This is a genomic window from Komagataeibacter xylinus, from assembly GCF_009834365.1.
Taxonomy (GTDB): domain Bacteria; phylum Pseudomonadota; class Alphaproteobacteria; order Acetobacterales; family Acetobacteraceae; genus Komagataeibacter; species Komagataeibacter xylinus_D.
Genome location: NZ_CP041348.1, coordinates 424,145 through 442,172, shown reverse-complemented (window position 1 = coordinate 442,172; position 18,028 = coordinate 424,145). Strand labels below are relative to the sequence as shown.

Here is an 18,028-nt window from a genome sequence, read left to right as displayed (position 1 = left end):
CTTTTTGAAAAAAGGCGGCACCCAAAACTTTTATCGTTTTATTTAAAGGGTGAATTTCTCGCCCAGATACACGCGGCGCACGTCCTCGTTGGCCACGATTTCCTCTGGCCGTCCCTCGGTCAGCACCTGCCCGCTATGCATGATGTAGGCGCGGTCGATTACTTCCAGCGTCTCGCGCACGTTATGGTCGGTAATCAGCACGCCGATGCCACGGTCCTTCAGATGGGCCACGAGATCACGGATTTCGCCCACCGCAATGGGGTCGATGCCTGCAAGCGGCTCATCAAGCAGGATGTAATGCGGCTGGCTGGCCAGCGCGCGGGCGATTTCCAGCCGTCGCCGCTCACCGCCAGAAAGGGCGAGCGAGGAGGAATGCCGCAGCCTCGTTATGCCGAATTCGCCCAGCAGCCCGTCAAGCATGGTCTGGCGGCGGTCGGGGTCGGGTTCCACGATCTCGAGGGCAGCCATGATGTTCTGCTCGACATTGAGCCCGCGGAAGATGCTCGACTCCTGCGGCAGGTAGCCAATGCCCATGCGCGCGCGGCGGTACATGGGCAGTTGGGTAATGTCCGCGCCATCAAGCGTAATCGTGCCCATGTCGGGCCGCACCAGCCCCACGATCATGTAGAAGCTGGTGGTCTTGCCCGCGCCATTGGGGCCGAGCAGGGCCACGGCCTCGCCGCGCTGCACCTGCAGCGACACGTCACGCACCACCTGCCGCTTCTTGTAGCTCTTGCCGATTCCGCTGGCGATCAGCCCGGCCGAGGGGGCGGGGATGGGCAGTTCCGTGGTGTCGGGGCTGTCGGTCGGGGGGGTCATGTTCATTTGCCTTGTACCTTGCCACCTTTGCCAGCCTGGTTGGGAATGACCAGGCCACTCACGCGCGAGCCGGGGTTGTCGGTCAGGGTCGAGATATCGGTATGCAGGTTTACGATGGCCGACGTGCCGCTGACCTGATTTTCCCCACGGGTGATATGCACGTTGCCCACCAGTCGGGCAATGCCCGTATCGGGCACGTACACGCCGCGATCCCCGGTGATGGTCTCGGTGCGGGTGCGGATGATGATGTGACCGAAGGCATCGACATGGTCCATCGTGCCTGCGCCGGGCGAGGGCTTGTCATCCGCCGCCGCTTCTTCCGGCGTGGTGGCATCGTCGGGCAGGGGGGGCTTGCCGTTGGGGTGGGTCTGTTTCCATTCCTTGCGCCTGTTGCTGCGCTCGGGCTTGGGCTTGTCGTAGCCCACCAGCACGTCGGCGCGGATCTGGCGGCCGTCATTGGTGGTCATGGTGGCGTTGCCGCGCGCGACCGACATGTGCTCGTGCGAATGGTATTCCAGCACGTCGCGCGCGGTCAGGATATCCTGCGGCGCAGTCATCTTCAGGTGTTCGCCGGTCATGACCAGAATGGCCTGATCGACGTCATACACGGCATGGTCACCCCAGGCCTGGTCGTTGAGGTTGAAGGCATGCACGTGCCCTATGGCCTCAAGGCGGTAAACCTCGCTCGACCCGCCGGATGAACCGCCATCGCCCGCCGTGCCGCCGCCGGTGCCATCGCCCTGCCCATTCCCCTGGGCCGTGCCCGCAGGCCCGTTGGCCGGGCCATTGCCGGGCGCGCCGATGGGGTCGGGCCGGTCAGGGATGGGCAGGTCCTGCGGCAGCACGTCAGACGGGGTGGCGAGGTTCGTATCCACATCCGGGTCGGTGGCGGAGGCCGTGCTGGCCGGTGCGGGCGTGTTCGTGGCGCCAGCGGGGGCGGGCGTGTCATCCACGATATGGGGCCTGCGCGTCTCCGGCGGGGGGGCAACGCCAAGATGGGCTGCGAGCGGCGCGTCGGGGCCGGGCGGCTTGCCTGCGGCCTGTGCGCCCGGTGTTGCGGGTGTGTTCGTGCCGGGGGGCGTCTGCCCCGGTGCAGGGGTGGCGGCGGCCTTCTTGCGGTAGAAGGCGATGAGCTTGTCGGCCCGCACGGTAACGTCGCCACGGATGGCCTGGGCGCGGTCATAGGCGGTGACGGTCTGCGCGTTCTGGTCCCAGTCGAAGCCGCCTGCGGCGGTGACATTGATCTGCTGGCCGTGCGACATGTCGAGCCCCTGCGCCATGGCCGGGCCAGCCGCCACCAGCCCGAGCAGGACGCCGCCAAGCGGCAGGTGAGGGAAGAGGCGCGCCATCAGTTCGATCTTTCCGCTGCATTGAGAATCATGCGGCCCGGACCGCGAAACAGCATGATGCCGCCGCGTGTATCCACCATGCCGCCGCGCGCGTCGAGCACGCCCACCGGGCCTTCGGCATGGACCCAGCTATCGGTTACGATGATGTTGTGGCGCATGTCGACATCGGCGGTAGGGCTGAGCATGAGGGTTCCGTCATTGCGATAGAGGGTGACGTCACGCGTCAGGTCCAGCAACTGGGTATGCTGCATATATACGCCGTCGCGCGCGGTAACATACAGCCAGTTGCCGTTATCGGTCAGGGTATCGGCGGCGGGATTGCTCAGGTCAATGCGCTCGGGGTCGACCTGGCGGGCCTCGTCGGCGGTAATCATGTAGGGGCGGCCATGATCGTCCAGCCCGCGATAGGTGGGGTTGAGCATGCTGCCGCTTTTCACGCGCACGCGGCTCATCTGCGCCATGGTGCCGGTATGCATGATCACGGCGCGCTCGACCGCAGGCCATGCGGCAATCGAACCCAGCAGAACGAGGGCGAACAGCGGCAGCATCCACTTGGCCGAGCGCATGATGGCCTGCCTGCGCGCCTGGTCGGCGGCGTTGGGCAGCAGGCGCGTGCGCGTGCCCTGGTCGAATATGCTGCGCTGGCGCTCGATATCGGCGGCGCTGCGGGCATAATCCTCGCGCTGGATGGTGTTGGGATCGGTGTCGTCGTCCCTGTCTTCGGGGCGGTCGGTCATGCAATGCCCGCGCGCAGCAGGTCGTGAAGGTGGAGGATGCCCACCGCATGCCCCTCCTCATCAAGGGCGAAAATGCTCGAGATCGGGCGTGGCCGGTCGTTCATGACCCGCAGCGCCTCGGCGGCCAGCAGGTCGGGGCCGATGGTCTGGGGTGTGGGGTTCATGATGTCGGCGGCAAGGGTGTGGTCAAGGTCGCGGCCCAGGGCAAGACGCAGGTCGTGGTCGGTAATCAGGCCGAGCAGCCGGCCCTGCACGTCCACCACGCCCATGCAGCCAAATGCCTTGCGGGTCATTTCCACAATCACGCGGCGCAGCTTCATGTCAGGCGGGCCAAGGGGCATGCTCTGGCCTGTATGCATCAGCTCGCTCACCCGGCGCAGCCGCGTGCCCAGCCGCCCGCCGGGGTGGAATATGCCAAAGTCACTGGCGCTGAAGCCCCGGCGCTGCAACAGCACGATGGCCAGCGCATCGCCAAGCGCAAGCTGCATGGTGGAGCTGGTGGTGGGGGCGAGGCCGATGGGGCAGGCCTCGGGGGCATGGGGCAGGAGCAGCACGATATCGGCCGCCTGCGCCAGCGTGGAGCCCGCGCGCGCGGTCATGGCAATGAGCAGCAGCCCGAAGCGCCGGGCATGCGAGATGATGTCCGCCATTTCCGCCGTCTCGCCGGAATTGGATATGGCCAGCACTGCATCCCCCTTCTGCAGCATGCCCAGATCCCCGTGCGAGGCCTCGGCCGGATGCACGAAAATGGCGGGCGTGCCGGTCGAGGCAAGGGTGGCCTGGATCTTGCGCCCGATATGACCCGACTTGCCCATGCCGGTCACCACCACGCGGCGGTTGTTCGACCAGATGCCCTCTACCGCCGCGATGAAGGCCGCCCCCAGCCCGCCATCGCCTGCATTGCTGTCTTCCATCGCCGCAATCATGGCCTGCAGCCCGGCGGATTCGGCGCGCAGCACGGCACGGGCCTCGCGCAGCATGCGCGCGGGCTGGCCTGCGTCATCGCCCATGGCGGAGGGAGGGGGAAGGGGGCTGCTATTCATGCACGATCTGTATCGGTCTGAATGGGTTCCCGGTCAAACCGGGCACGGGGCATCAGGCGGCCCGATGCGCGAAAATGTCAGGATCCTCGTAGCCCAGTATATCAAGCCGCGCGCGCGTGGGCAGAAAATCGTAGCAGGCCTGCGCAAGTTCACGCCGCCCCTCGCGGTGCAGCAGGGCTTCGAGCTTTGCCCACAGGGCATGCAGGTACAGCACGTCGGAGGCGGCATAGGCCAGTTGTTCAGGTCTGAGCACATCCGCCCCCCAGTCCGATGACTGCTGCTGCTTGCTCAGTTCCACGCCCAGCAGTTCACGGCACAGATGGGCCAGGCCATGGCGGTCGGTATAGGTGCGCACCAGTTTGGAGGCGATCTTGGTGCAGATGGCGGGGGCAACCGTAATGCCCAGCGTGTGCTGCAGGATGGCGACGTCAAAGCGGGCGAAATGCATGAGTTTGGGCAGGGCCGGGTCAGCAAGTACGCGCACAAGGTTGGGGCAGTCGGCTGCGCTGGCACCTTTGGGCATCTGCACCAGGTGGGCGTGGCCATCGCCGCCGGAAAGCTGCACGAGGCACAGCCGGTCGCGGTGCGGGTTGAGGCCCATCGTTTCCGTATCCACCGCAACACTGCCGCTGAAGGTGACATGCGCGGGCAGGTCGCCACGATAGAAGTGAATGGCGTCGGGTGATGGGCTTGTGGCCATATGTGTAATGCTCCGTCACGCAATTGAATTCACGGTGGCAGGTCTGCAACGCAACCGCAAGCAGGGCAATCCGTTGTGCCGTAACGCCTGCCTGTGCCCTGGGCGGCCAGGACCGTGAAGGATGTGTTCGGGGCGGTTTACACCAATTCCGGCTGCGGAACAGGCAAAAAGATAACGGGACAGTCCCGCGACGGGCTGTCCTGATCGCCCCCGGAGGGGAATGATATTCAGTTTTGAGAGATGGTGCCCAGAAGAAGACTCGAACTTCCACGACCTTGCGGCCACAGGTACCTGAAACCTGCGCGTCTACCAATTCCGCCATCTGGGCTCAGAGGCTCCCCAGCGGAGGCCGCCGGGGTGGTGTGAGCGCTGTTTAGTCCGCCCGGCGGGGGCGGTCAACAGGGTAAATGCATTTTTTTGAAATCAGGCGCACTTTAATTCTCCGTGCGGCGGAAAGCGGGCCGTCCGGCATGGCTGTGCAGTCAAAATGTCTGGGAAGCGATCGGGCAAAGATGCGACAACAGGGGCCAGGGAAACAGTCATGAATAACGGGCAGGAGCAGGCCATGGCACGCAAGGTTGCAACGGTATTTGGCGGGAGCGGATTCGTGGGCCGCTCCGTGGTGGGGCGGCTGGCGCGGGCTGGTTACGTGGTGCGCGTGGCAGGCCGCACGGCGGCACATGCCGCAACCCTGCGCATGCTTGGCGATGTGGGGCAGGTGGTGCCCGTCGTCGCCTCCGTAACCGATGAGGCCGCCTGCGTTGCCGCCATCGAGGGCAGCGCGCTGGTCATCAACCTTGTGGGCATCCTTTCCCCCCGCGGGGCGGCCACGTTCGAGGCGATCCATGTGGCGGGTGCGGCACGGGTGGCGCGGATCAGTGCTGCCGCAGGCGTTGCGCGGCTGATCCATGTCTCGGCCATTGGCGCGGATGTGAGCAGCCCTTCGGCCTATGCCCGCAGCAAGGGCGAGGGGGAGGCCGCCGTCAGCCGCCACATGCCGCAGGCGGTCATCATCCGGCCCTCGCTCATTTTTGGCGTGGAGGGGGCCATTCCCGCCATGTTCGCCCGCATGGCGCGTTTCATGCCGGTGGTGCCGGTGTTTGGCCCGGACACGCGCTTCCAGCCCGTGTGGGTGGGGGATGTGGCCGAGGGCATGCTGCGCATCGCCTCCAGCGAGGGCATGGAGGGCGCCATCTTCGAGTTCGGCGGCCCGCTGGTCATGACCATGCGCCAGCTCGTGGCCTGGGCCGCGCGGTGGGCCGGGCATCCGCGCCCGCTCATCGCGGTGCCGCGCTGGCTTGCCAATATTCAGGCCAGCGTGCTCGAGCACCTGCCGGGCAAGCTGCTGACCCGCGATCAGGTCAGGCTGCTTTATGTCGATAACGTCGTGGCCCCCGGCGCCCGCACGCTCGAGATGCTGGGCATAACACCCTCGCCCATGGATCTGGTGCTGGACTGATTTCGGCGCGGAGGGGAGAATTTCGCGTATTTCTGGTCGTTTCCTGCATTAAGGTCAGTACTGCTGTCTTTTCTTTGGGCAAGGCGTTGCGTAGGTCATGTGCGGACACCGGGCGCGTATGCCGTGCCTGACGCCTTCCTTCCATTATGCAGACCAGGGGCAGACCGATGGCCGAGCGCATGCTGAAATTCGTCTCCGTGGCGCAGGAGCAGCCCGACAAACGGCCTGCCGAGACGCGCCGCCAGGACTTCAACGAAATTTACGATGAGTTCGTGCCCGCCAGGGCCGAGACGCAGGCCTCGCGCTGCTCGCAGTGCGGCGTGCCGTTCTGCTCGGTGCACTGCCCGCTGGGCAACAACATCCCCGACTGGCTGATGATGACGGCGGCAGGGCGGATGGAGGAGGCGTATGAACTGTCCTCCGCCACCAACACCTTCCCCGAAATCTGTGGCCGCATCTGCCCGCAGGACCGCCTGTGCGAAGGCAACTGCGTGATCGAGGAAGGATTTGAGAGCGTCACCATCGGCGCGGTCGAGCGCTACATCACCGATAACGCCTTCGACAACGGCTGGGTCAAGCCGGTCAAGCCGGTGGTCGAGCGCGATGAGAGCGTTGCCATCATCGGTGCCGGCCCCGGCGGTCTGGCCGCAGCCGTGCAACTGCGCGAGCAGGGCTATCAGGTCCATGTCTATGACCGTTACGACCGCATCGGCGGCCTGCTGATGTATGGCATCCCCGGCTTCAAGCTGGAAAAGGACATCGTGCTGCGTCGGCACAGGCTGCTGGTGGAATCGGGCATTCATTTTCATCTCGGCAAGGGCATTGGCGATACCGATGGCGCGGACAGCATCGCGTTCTCCACCCTGCGCGCACGCCATGATGGCGTGCTGATCGCCACCGGCGTGTACAAATCGCGTGACATTGGCGGCCCTGGCGCGGGTCTGGGCGGCATCGTGCGCGCGCTTGATTACCTCACCGCCTCCAACCGCGTCTCGCTGGGTGACAGGGTGGCCGAATACGACAATGGCGACCTGAATGCCGCGGGTAAGTCGGTTGTGGTGATCGGCGGTGGCGATACGGCCATGGACTGCGTGCGTACTGCCATCCGGCAGGGGGCGAAATCGGTCAAATGCCTCTACCGCCGCGACCGCGCCAACATGCCCGGCTCCGTGCGTGAGGTGAAGAACGCCGAGGAGGAAGGTGTCGAGTTCGTCTGGCTCGCAGCCCCGCAGGCGTTTGAGGGCGAGGGCAGCGTAAGCGGCGTGCGCGCCAGCCGTATGAAGCTCGGCCTGCCCGACGCCTCGGGCCGCCAGTCGGTCGAGCCGGTGGAGGACAGCGCGTTCACGCTCGAGGCCGACCTCGTGGTCAAGGCGCTTGGCTTCGACCCCGAGCCGCTGCCCACGCTGTGGGGCCAGCCGGAGCTTGAAGTCTCGCGATGGGGCACGCTCATGGTGGATCGGAAAAGTTTCATGACCAGCCTGCCCGGCGTGTTTGCCGCAGGCGATATCGTGCGCGGGGCCAGCCTTGTGGTGTGGGCCATCCGCGACGGGCGCGACGCGGCAGCGCAGATGCATGAATGGCTGCAAGAAATGACGGCGGCACAGGCCGAGGTGGCGGAGTAAGCATGATGGATCAGTTCGAAAACCAGTCCACCGATTTCGTGCAGGAATGGCGCGACAACGCGCAGGCCATCTCCGGCCTGTACACCCCCGCCGATGAGCACGATGCCTGCGGCGTGGGCATGGTGGCCGCCCTTGATGGCAAGCCCCGGCGCGACGTGGTGGAAGCCGGTATCGCAGCACTCAAGGCCGTGTGGCACCGGGGTGCTGTCGATGCCGATGGCAAGACCGGCGATGGTGCTGGCATCCATGTCGAGATCCCGCAGGATTTCTTTGCTGATGCCATTCATGCAGGCGGCGCTGAAAGCGGGGTGGACAGCCAGATCGCGGTGGGCATGATCTTCCTGCCCAAGACCGATATCGCAGCGCAGGAGCGCTGCCGCCAGATCATCGAGAGCGAGATCCTGGCCTTCGGTTACAGCATCTATGGCTGGCGCCAGGTGCCCATCAACACCGACTGCATTGGCGAGAAGGCCAACGCCACCCGCCCCGAGATCGAGCAGATCCTGATCCGCAACCTGCCCGGCAGCGGGGAGGAAGAGTTCGAGCGCGACCTGTACGTCATCCGCCGCCGGATCGAGAAGAGTGCGATCGCCAATCAGGTTGACCTGTATGTGTGCTCGCTGTCGTGCCGCTCGCTTATCTACAAGGGCATGTTTCTGGCCGAGCACCTGACCGAGTTCTATCCCGACCTGCTCGATCCGCGCTTTGTCAGCCGGTTTGCCATCTATCACCAGCGCTACTCGACCAACACCTTCCCCACATGGAAGCTGGCCCAGCCCTTCCGCCGCCTTGCCCATAATGGTGAGATCAACACCATCTCGGGCAACGTGAACTGGATGAAGAGCCACGAGACGCGCCTCGCCGACCCCATCCTTGACCCCTACATGGATGACCTCAAGCCCGTGGTGCAGGCGCAGGGGTCGGACACCGCATGCTTTGATAACGTGTTCGAACTGCTGACCTTCGCAGGCCGTGACGCGCCGATGGCGCGCTGCCTGATGATTCCGGCAAGCGTTGGCGGCAACTCCGCCATGCCGCAGCGCCACAAGGACATGTATTCCTACTGCAACGCCGTGATGGAACCGTGGGACGGCCCCGCCGCCCTGTGCGCCACCGACGGGCGCTGGATGGTCGCGGGCCTCGACCGCAGCGGCCTGCGCCCGCTGCGCTACACCCTGACCCAGGGCGGCCTGCTGATCGTGGGTTCCGAGACGGGCATGGTGAAGGTGCCCGAGGCCGAGATCGTGAGCCGTGGCCGCCTCGGGCCGGGGCAGTCGCTCGCACTCGACCTGAAAACCGCGAAGCTCTACAGCAATGAAGAGCTGCTCGATGAACTTTCGCAGCGGCAGGATTTCTCAAGCTGGGTCAAGCGCACGCAGGAGATCTCGAGCATTGTCCGCCCCGATGGCAGCGAGCCGGTGCTGTTCGAGGCCGAGATGCTGCGCCGCCGCCAGCTTGCCGTGGGCCTGACGCTCGAGGATCTCGAGACCATCCTGCAGCCCATGGTGGAAAACGCCGCCGAGGCCATTGGCTCGATGGGCGATGACACGCCGCTTGCCGTGCTTTCCACCCGCTACCGGGGTCTGGCGCATTACTTCCGCCAGGCGTTCAGCCAGGTCACCAACCCGCCCATCGACAGCCTGCGCGAGACGCGGGTGATGAGCCTCGTGACCCGCCTTGGCAACCTTGGCAACATCCTTGAGGAAAACGAGAGCCAGTGCGACCTGCTCCAGCTTCCCTCTCCGGTGCTGACCACGGGTGAGTTTCAGGCGCTGGTCGAATTCTGTGGCAAGAATGCCTGCATCATCGACTGCACCTTCCCCGCCGCCGAGGGCGAGGCCGGGCTGCGCGCCGCCATCGCGCGCATCCGCGCCGAGGCCGAGGACCGCGTGCGCCAGGGCTGCACCCATGTGTTCCTGACCGATGAGCACCAGTCCAGCGAGCGGGCGTATATCCCCATGATCCTCGCCACGGCGGCGGTGCATACGCATCTGGTGCGTCAGTCGCTGCGCACGTTCACCTCGCTCAACGTGCGCTCGGCCGGCGCGCTCGATGTGCATGCCATTGCGGTGACCATCGGCGTGGGCGCCACCACGGTCAATCCGTACCTGGCGCAGGAAAGCATTGCCGACCGCCACCGTCGCGGCCTGTTCGGCCAGCTTTCGCTGAGCGAGTCGGTGGAGCGCTACCGCAAGGCGGTCAACAAGGGCCTGCTCAAGATCATGTCCAAGATGGGGATCTCCATCGTGGCGTCGTATCGTGGCGGCTACAATTTCGAGGCCATCGGGCTGTCACGCGCGCTGACGGCGGAGTTCTTCCCCGGTATGCCCTCGCGCATCTCGGGCATCGGCCTGACCGGTATTGCGCGCAATGTGCTCAGCTTCCACCACAAGGCGTGGAACAGGCAGGTGGAAACGCTTTCCGTTGGTGGGCGCTACAAGCTGCGCCGCAGCGGGGAGGTGCATGCCTTTGATGGCAACCTGATCCACATGCTGCAAACGGCGGTGGGCACCGGCAGCTTCTCCATCTACCAGCGTTATGCCGATGCGGTGCGCCGCCAGCCGCCGGTGGCATTGCGCGACCTGCTCGACTTCCGTGGCGGGCGCACGCCCATCCCGGTGGAATCGGTCGAGAGCATCACCGAACTGCGCAAGCGCCTGATTGCACCGGGCATCTCGCTCGGCGCACTCAGCCCCGAGGCGCATGAAACACTGTCCATCGCCATGAACCGCATCGGCGCCAAGTCCGATTCGGGCGAGGGTGGAGAAGACCCGGCACGCGCGAAGCCGCGCCCCAATGGGGATAATGCGTCGTCTGCCATCAAGCAGATCGCCTCGGGCCGCTTTGGCGTGACCGCGCAGTACCTCAATGACTGCCGCGAGATCGAGATCAAGATGGCGCAGGGCGCCAAGCCTGGCGAGGGCGGGCAGCTTCCCGGCTTCAAGGTGACCGGCCTGATTGCCAGGCTGCGCCATGCGACCGAGGGCGTGACGCTGATCTCGCCGCCGCCGCACCACGATATCTATTCCATTGAGGATCTGGCGCAGCTCATCTACGACCTCAAGCAGATCAACCCCGATGCCACCGTGACCGTGAAGCTGGTCGCACGCTCGGGCATCGGCACGATTGCGGCCGGTGTGGCCAAGGCCAAGGCGGATGCAATCCTGATCTCGGGCCATTCCGGCGGCACGGGGGCGAGCCCGCAATCCTCGGTCAAATACGCGGGCATGCCGTGGGAGCTGGGGCTGGCGGAGGCGCATCAGGTGCTGATGCTCAACCGCCTGCGCCACCGCGTGAAGCTGCGCACCGATGGCGGGCTTAAAACCGGGCGCGACGTGGTGATCGCCGCCATGCTGGGCGCGGAAGAGTTCGGCATCGGCACGGCCAGCCTTGTGGCCATGGGCTGCATCATGGTGCGGCAGTGCCACTCCAACACCTGTCCCGTGGGCGTGTGCGTGCAGGACGAGGAACTGCGCAGGAAGTTCGAGGGCACGCCGGAGAAGGTTATCAACCTGTTCTCCTTCATCGCCGAGGACGTGCGCAACATCCTGGCATCGCTGGGCTTCTCCACGCTCAACGAGATTATCGGCCGCACCGACCTGCTGCATCAGGTGCTGCGCGGGGCGGACTACCTCGATGACCTCGACCTCAACTCGCTGCTGGCGCAGGCCGATCCCGGCCCCTATGGCCGCTACTGCACGCGTGAGGGGCGTAACGAAGTGCCCGAGACGCTGGACGCGCAGATGATTGCCGATGCGCGCCCGCTGTTCGACCATGGCGAGAAGATGCAACTGCAGTACAACGTGCAGAACACGCATCGCGCCATCGGCACGCGCATCTCCTCGCTCATCGTGCGCCAGTTCGGCATGACCAAGCTTGCACCGGGCCATCTTACGGCACGGCTGCGTGGCTCGGCAGGGCAGTCGCTTGGCGCGTTTGCGGTGCAGGGCCTCAAGCTTGAGGTGCTCGGTGATGCGAACGACTACGTGGGCAAGGGGCTCTCGGGCGCGACCATCGTGGTGCGGCCTTCGCCTTCCTCAAGCCTCGTGTCGAACGAGAACGCGATCGTGGGCAACACGGTGCTGTATGGCGCAACCGCAGGCGCGCTGTATGCGGCAGGGCAGGCGGGCGAGCGCTTTGCCGTGCGCAACTCGGGCGCTATCGGGGTGGTCGAAGGCTGTGGGTCGAACGGGTGTGAATACATGACCGGCGGCACGGTGGTGATCCTTGGCGAGATTGGCGACAATTTCGGCGCGGGCTTCACTGGCGGCATGGCCTTTGTATATGACGCCAGCGGCACGTTTGCCGAGCGCGTGAACCCCGATACGGTCATGTGGTGCCGCGTGCAGGATCCCAAATGGGAGGCCGTGCTGCGTGAGCAGGTCGAGACCCATGCACGTGAGACCGGCAGTCGCTATGCCGAACTGCTGCTGCATAACTGGGAGAAGACGCTGCCGCGCTTCTGGCATGTGGTGCCCAAGGAATATGCCAGGGTCATCGGCTTCGAGGCCCCCGCACTGGCGGTAGGCGCGTAAGCAAACGAAGCTTTTGGGGAAGCATTTTTCAAAAAGCTTCAGAAAACGGCGGGGCCGGGCAGCAATGTCCGGCCCCGTCTGCGTTGTGGGCATAATATCGGGCGGTGGGGTCGCCTAGCGGGGCATGACGCACTAGATTCACATCATGGAATCGCGGGGTCGGCGTTGGTGCGCAGGCTTCGCCCGATCTGATGGTTGGTGCCCGATCTATGTTCAAAGCGAATTTTCCCGCCTCCCTGTCTGCCCCGCGCAGCGCCGATGCCCCGGCTCCCGCAACCACAACCGGCCTTGCCGGCCTGCCGCGGTGGGACCTGTCGGACCTGTATGTCGGGCCGGATGCCCCCGCGCTTGCCACCGATCTTGATCAGGCCGAGGCCGATGCGCAGGCCTTCAGCAACGCATGGCAGGGCAGGCTGGCCAGCCTGCCGGGAGCGGAACTGGCACAGGCCATTGCCGAATACCAGCGCATTGACGAGGTGCTGGGCCGGGCAGGGTCATACGCCCAGCTTCTGTTCGCGGCCAATACGTCGGATTCCGGCGTGGCGCGGTTTGCACAGTCGATCAATGAGCGGCTGACCACCATTTCAACGCATCTTCTGTTTTTCACGCTCGAGATCAACCGCATTGATGACGCGGCGCTGGCCGCCCAGATGAGCGACCCGGCGCTGGCGCACTGGGCACCTTTCCTACGTGATTTGCGGGTGTTCCGCCCCTATCAGCTTTCCGATGAGGTCGAGGCGGTCCTGCACGAAAAATCGGTCACGGGGGCTGCGGCGTGGAACCGTCTGTTTGATGAGACGATGGCAGGCCTGCGCGTGCGCGTAGGCGGCGAGCAGGTTACGCTGGGCAATGCGCTGGACACCATGTCCAGCCCTGACCGCAGGCAGCGTGCGGCGGCAGCGGGCGCCATTGGCGATGAGCTGGGCCGCAACGTGAAGCTGTTCTCGCTCATTACCAACACGCTGGCCAAGGACAAGGCCATCATGGACGGGCTGCGCCACTACCCGCGCCCCACCTCGGCGCGCAACTGCGCCAATATGGTGGAAGATGAAGTGGTGGACGCGCTGGTGCAGGCCGTGACCGAGGCCTATCCCCGCCTGTCGCACCGCTATTACGCGCTCAAGGCCAAATGGCTTGGCCTTGAAAAGCTGGAATACTGGGACCGCAACGCCCCCCTGACCACGCAGGATGAACCGCTGATTCCGTGGGCGGATGCCACGAAACAGGTGCTGGGCGCCTATGAAGGCTTCGACCCGCGCATGGGGGAAGTGGCGAAACAGTTTTTCGATCACGCCTGGATCGATGCGCCCCCCGTGCCCGGCAAGGCCTCAGGCGCGTTTGCCCACCCCACCGTGCCGTCGGTCCACCCCTACCTGCTGCTCAACTATCGCGGCCGCACGCGTGATGTGATGACGCTGGCGCATGAACTCGGCCACGGCGTGCATCAGGTGCTGGCTGGCAGGCAGGGCTACCTCATGTCCAGCACGCCGCTCACGCTGGCCGAGACCGCCAGCGTGTTTGGCGAGATGCTGACCTTCCGCGCCCTGCTCGATGCCCAGACCGACCCGGCCCGCCGCAGGCTGATGCTGGCCGCCAAGGTGGAGGACATGCTCAACACCGTGGTGCGCCAGATCGCGTTCTACCGCTTCGAGACACTGGTGCATGAGGAACGCCGCAAGGGCGAACTGCTACCCGCGCGCATTGGCGAGATCTGGCGCCAGACACAGGCCGAGAGTCTTGGCCCGGCTTTCAACTTCACGCCAGATTATGATGTGTACTGGACATATGTTCCGCATTTCATCCATTCACCATTCTATGTGTACGCCTATGCCTTTGGCGATTGCCTGGTAAACGCGCTATACGGGGTATTCCGGTCCGGGTACCCTGGTTTTCAGGACAAGTATCTCGATATGCTCAAGGCTGGTGGAACCCTGCGGCACCGCGAGCTTCTGGCCCCCTTCGGGCTGGATGCGGCCGATCCGGGGTTCTGGCAGAAGGGGCTGGATGTGATCGCCGGATTTATAGATGAACTGGAGCGTGTCTGACGTGGCGGATGAACGGAATCTCGATAATACCGGCCTGTTTGGTGAATTCCGCCGCATGGTGCGCACCTCGGGCACGGTGGGCGGCATTGCCGCGCGCATTGCCGGGCACAAGATGGGCTTCCGCTCCAATCAGAATGTGCATGCCGAGGACCTGAAAAGCGTGCTCGGCGGCCTCAAGGGGCCGTTGATGAAGGGCGCGCAACTGCTCTCTACCATTCCCGGCGCCCTGCCTGAGGAATATGCCAAGGAACTGGCCCAGCTCCAGGCCAATGCGCCGCCCATGGGCTGGACCTTCGTGCGCCGCCGCATGGCCGCCGAACTCGGCCCGAACTGGGAGCGCAACTTCCGCTCGTTCGACCGCACGGCCTCGGCGGCGGCAAGCCTGGGGCAGGTGCACCGCGCGGTGCTGCCCGACGGGCGGCAGGTGGCGTGCAAGCTGCAGTACCCCGATATGAAATCGACGGTTGAATCCGACCTGCGTCAGTTTCGCATGGCCGTGGGCCTGTTCTACCGCCTCGACAGCACCATCTGCCAGGATGATGTGCTCGAGGAACTGCAGGACCGCCTGTATGAGGAACTCGACTACCAGCGCGAGGCCGCCAACATGCGGCTGTACCGCATCATGATGGCGGACTGGCCCGACGTGACCATTCCCGAACCCATCGACAGCCTGTGCACCAGCCGCCTGCTGACCATGGAATGGGTCAATGGCCAGAGCATGCAGAAGGTGCTGGACGCCAACCCCACGCAAGAGCAGCGCAACAGCATGGCGCGTGCGCTGTTCCGCGCGTGGTATGCGCCGCTGTACCGCTATGGCGTGATCCATGGCGACCCGCATATGGGCAACTTCACCGTGCGCGATGATTACGGCATCAACCTGCTCGACTTTGGCGCCATCCGCATTTTCCGCCCGCGTTTCGTGCAGGGCATCATCGACCTGCACAAGGCGATCGAGACGGATGATGAAGATCTGGCCATGCAGGCTTATGAGGCATGGGGCTTTGCCAACCTGTCACGCGATACGGTGCGGGTACTCAACGACTGGGCGCGCTTCATCTACGGTCCGCTGCTCGATGACCGCGAACGCTTCATCCAGGAAGATAACGACCCGCAATATGGCCGCGCCGTGGCCGAAAAGGTCTATAACGGCCTCAAGCGCACCGGTGGCGTGCAGCCCCCGCGTGAATTCGTGCTGGTTGACCGCTCCGCCGTGGGGCTGGGCAGCGTGTTCCTGCGGCTGAAGGCCAAGGTGAACTGGCATGCACTGTTTCAGGAACTTGCAGGCGACTTCAGCGAGGCGGCCCTTGCCACCCGGCAGGCCGAGGCCATGCGCGCGGCCCGCGTGCCGCCACCGCTTGGCGCGCAGCATTAAAGGGGGCGGCGGGAAGCAGCCGGTCGTGGCCCTTGCGGCAGGGCCGGTGACGCCCCACTTGGTGTAGCCATGGCAACAGCATCACGCAAAAAGAAGAAAACGACCGATATCGACCCCGCCGACATGCCGGTCACCTTCCAGCCCGAGCGGCAGGCAGCCAAGCCCAAGGTCAACAAATTCAGGGTTCATTCGCCTTATGAGCCCGCAGGCGACCAGCCTACGGCCATTGCCGAGCTGGTGGCAGGCGTGGAGGCGGGCGAGCGCGACCAGGTGCTGCTGGGCGTTACGGGGTCGGGCAAGACCTTCACCATGGCCAAGATCATCGAGGCCACGCAGAAGCCCACCCTCGTGCTCGCGCCCAACAAGACACTCGCCGCCCAGCTTTATGCCGAGATGAAGCAGTTCTTCCCGGAAAATGCGGTCGAGTATTTTGTCAGCTACTATGATTACTACCAGCCCGAGGCCTATGTGCCACGGTCGGACACGTATATCGAAAAAGACAGCCAGATCAACGAGCAGATCGACCGCATGCGCCATGCCGCAACGCAGGCGCTGCTCGAGCGCAATGATGTCATCATCGTGGCCTCGGTCTCGTGCATTTACGGTATCGGCTCGGTCGAGACCTATTCGCGCATGGTGGTCAAGCTCGAGGTTGGTGGCGAGATCGCGCGTGACAAGCTGATCAAGGCACTTGTTGAATTGCAGTACCGCCGCAACGACGCCGCCTTCCAGCGCGGCACCTTCCGCGTGCGCGGCGAGACGATTGATGTCTTTCCCGTGCAGAACGAGGACCGCGCCTGGCGCATCAGCCTGTTTGGTGACGAGATTGACGAGATCAGCGAATTCGATCCGTTGACCGGCGAGAAGACCAGCGACCTCGAATCCATCAGCATTTACGCCAACAGCCATTACGTCACCCCGCGCCCTACGCTCACGCAGGCCATGACCGGCATAAAGCAGGAACTGCGCGACACGCTGGCCACGTTTACGGCCGAAGGCAAGCTGCTCGAGGCCGAGCGCCTGCAGCAGCGCACCACGTTCGACCTCGAGATGATCGAGACCACCGGCGTGTGCAAGGGCATCGAGAACTATTCACGCTACCTGTCAGGCCGCGCGCCGGGCGAGCCGCCGCCCACTTTGTTTGAATACCTGCCCGAGGATGCGCTGCTGATCGTGGATGAAAGCCACGTGACCGTGCCGCAGATTGGCGGCATGGAGCGGGGGGATCACGCGCGTAAATCCGTGCTGGCCGAATTCGGCTTCCGCCTGCCCTCATGCCTCGACAACCGCCCGCTCACCTTTGCGGAATGGGACAAATTCCGCCCGCAGAGCCTGTTTGTCAGCGCCACCCCCGGCCCGTGGGAGATGCGCCGCACCGAGGGCGTGTTTGCCGAGCAGGTCATCCGCCCCACCGGGCTGATCGACCCGATCACTATCGTCCGCCCGGTCGAGCATCAGGTAGACGACCTGCTGGCCGAATGCCGCCTCACCATTGCCGATGGCGGGCGCGTGCTGGTCACGACCCTGACCAAGCGCATGGCCGAGGACCTGACCGAATACATGAACGAGGCGGGCATCCGCGTGCGCTACCTGCATTCGGATGTGGATACGCTTGAGCGCATCGAGATCATCCGCGACCTGCGGCTTGGCGCGTTCGATGTGCTGATCGGCATCAACCTTCTGCGTGAGGGGCTGGACATTCCCGAATGCTCGCTCGTCGCCATTCTTGATGCTGACAAGGAAGGCTTCCTGCGCTCGCGTACCTCGCTCATCCAGACCATTGGCCGTGCCGCGCGTAACGTTGATGGCCGCGTGCTGCTCTATGCCGACAAGATGACCGACAGCCTGGCCTACGCCATTGAGGAGACCGCGCGGCGGCGCGAAAAGCAGAGCCTGTGGAACGAGGAGCACGGCATCACCCCGCAATCGGTGCGCAAGCATATCGGTGAGGCCATCTCCTCGGTGTTCGAGCAGGATTATGTCACGGTAGCACCCACGGCGGATGGCAGCGTGCAGGAGATGGTGGGCAAGGATTACAAGGCCGCCATCGCCGATCTGGAAAAGAAGATGCGTGAAGCCTCGGCGGAGCTGGAATTCGAGACCGCCGCCCGCCTGCGCGATGAAATCCGCAGGCTCGAAGCCCTCGAACTGGGCATGGAGCCACCACCGCTGCCACAATCAAGCGCTGGCATGCCGGGCACGAGCCCCAAGGCCATCGCCCGGCGCAACCGTGGCCCCGTGCCACTCGGGCCCGGTGGCGGCGGCTATGATCCGCAGCAGGCGAAGGGAAGGGGAAAGCGCCGTGGGCGATAAGGCCATGCCGCCATGCGCGGGCCAGCATGAACGC

General features: G+C 64.7%; 11 protein-coding genes and 1 tRNA gene. 6 read left to right on the top strand and 6 right to left on the bottom strand.

What is annotated here, in order from left to right; genetic code table 11:
• Positions 1-42 precede the first annotated feature (42 nt).
• From lptB to FMA36_RS02115, 6 genes are all read right to left on the bottom strand, one after another.
• A complete protein-coding gene (gene lptB / locus FMA36_RS02140; RefSeq protein ID WP_408885640.1) occupies positions 43-825 on the bottom strand; it encodes an LPS export ABC transporter ATP-binding protein in 783 nt (260 codons plus the stop codon).
• Entirely contained in the window at positions 822-2,168 is a 1,347-nt protein-coding gene (locus tag FMA36_RS02135; RefSeq protein ID WP_159260454.1) for a hypothetical protein, read from the bottom strand. The genes lptB and FMA36_RS02135 overlap by 4 nt, the downstream gene beginning before the upstream one ends.
• Positions 2,168-2,905, bottom strand: a complete 738-nt coding sequence (lptC, locus tag FMA36_RS02130; protein WP_159260452.1) for an LPS export ABC transporter periplasmic protein LptC — start codon at positions 2,903-2,905, stop codon at positions 2,168-2,170. The genes FMA36_RS02135 and lptC overlap by 1 nt, the downstream gene beginning before the upstream one ends.
• Positions 2,902-3,948: a KpsF/GutQ family sugar-phosphate isomerase gene (locus tag FMA36_RS02125; protein WP_159260450.1), complete on the bottom strand. Its 1,047-nt coding sequence runs from the start codon at positions 3,946-3,948 to the stop codon at positions 2,902-2,904. Before FMA36_RS02125 ends, lptC begins: the two co-directional genes overlap by 4 nt.
• A gap of 52 nt (positions 3,949-4,000) precedes the next feature.
• Positions 4,001-4,648: a ribonuclease D gene (locus FMA36_RS02120; protein WP_159260448.1), complete on the bottom strand. Its 648-nt coding sequence runs from the start codon at positions 4,646-4,648 to the stop codon at positions 4,001-4,003.
• 241 nt (positions 4,649-4,889) lie between these two features.
• A tRNA-Leu gene (locus FMA36_RS02115) sits at positions 4,890-4,976 on the bottom strand.
• Between the two features lie 237 nt (positions 4,977-5,213).
• Here FMA36_RS02115 and FMA36_RS02110 point away from each other — a divergent pair.
• The 6 genes from FMA36_RS02110 to uvrB all read left to right on the top strand — a co-directional run bounded on the left by FMA36_RS02110 (position 5,214) and on the right by uvrB (position 17,994).
• Positions 5,214-6,107, top strand: coding sequence for a complex I NDUFA9 subunit family protein (locus FMA36_RS02110; protein WP_159263496.1), 894 nt, complete (start codon positions 5,214-5,216; stop codon positions 6,105-6,107).
• Positions 6,108-6,274: 167 nt separating this feature from the next.
• Positions 6,275-7,729, top strand: a complete 1,455-nt coding sequence (locus FMA36_RS02105) for an NAD(P)-dependent oxidoreductase (protein WP_159260446.1) — start codon at positions 6,275-6,277, stop codon at positions 7,727-7,729.
• Between the two features lie 2 nt (positions 7,730-7,731).
• Positions 7,732-12,264, top strand: coding sequence for a glutamate synthase large subunit (gene gltB, locus FMA36_RS02100; RefSeq protein ID WP_159260444.1), 4,533 nt, complete (start codon positions 7,732-7,734; stop codon positions 12,262-12,264).
• Between the two features lie 209 nt (positions 12,265-12,473).
• Positions 12,474-14,309 carry a M3 family oligoendopeptidase gene (locus FMA36_RS02095; protein ID WP_240906451.1) on the top strand — a complete coding sequence of 612 codons (1,836 nt, stop codon included), beginning with the start codon at positions 12,474-12,476 and terminating at the stop codon, positions 14,307-14,309.
• Positions 14,290-15,681 (top strand): ABC1 kinase family protein, encoded by a 1,392-nt coding sequence (locus FMA36_RS02090; protein ID WP_159260440.1) that lies wholly within the window; start codon positions 14,290-14,292, stop codon positions 15,679-15,681. The genes FMA36_RS02095 and FMA36_RS02090 overlap by 20 nt, the downstream gene beginning before the upstream one ends.
• A gap of 69 nt (positions 15,682-15,750) precedes the next feature.
• Positions 15,751-17,994 (top strand): excinuclease ABC subunit UvrB, encoded by a 2,244-nt coding sequence (gene uvrB, locus FMA36_RS02085; protein WP_159260438.1) that lies wholly within the window; start codon positions 15,751-15,753, stop codon positions 17,992-17,994.
• Positions 17,995-18,028: the final 34 nt, after the last annotated feature.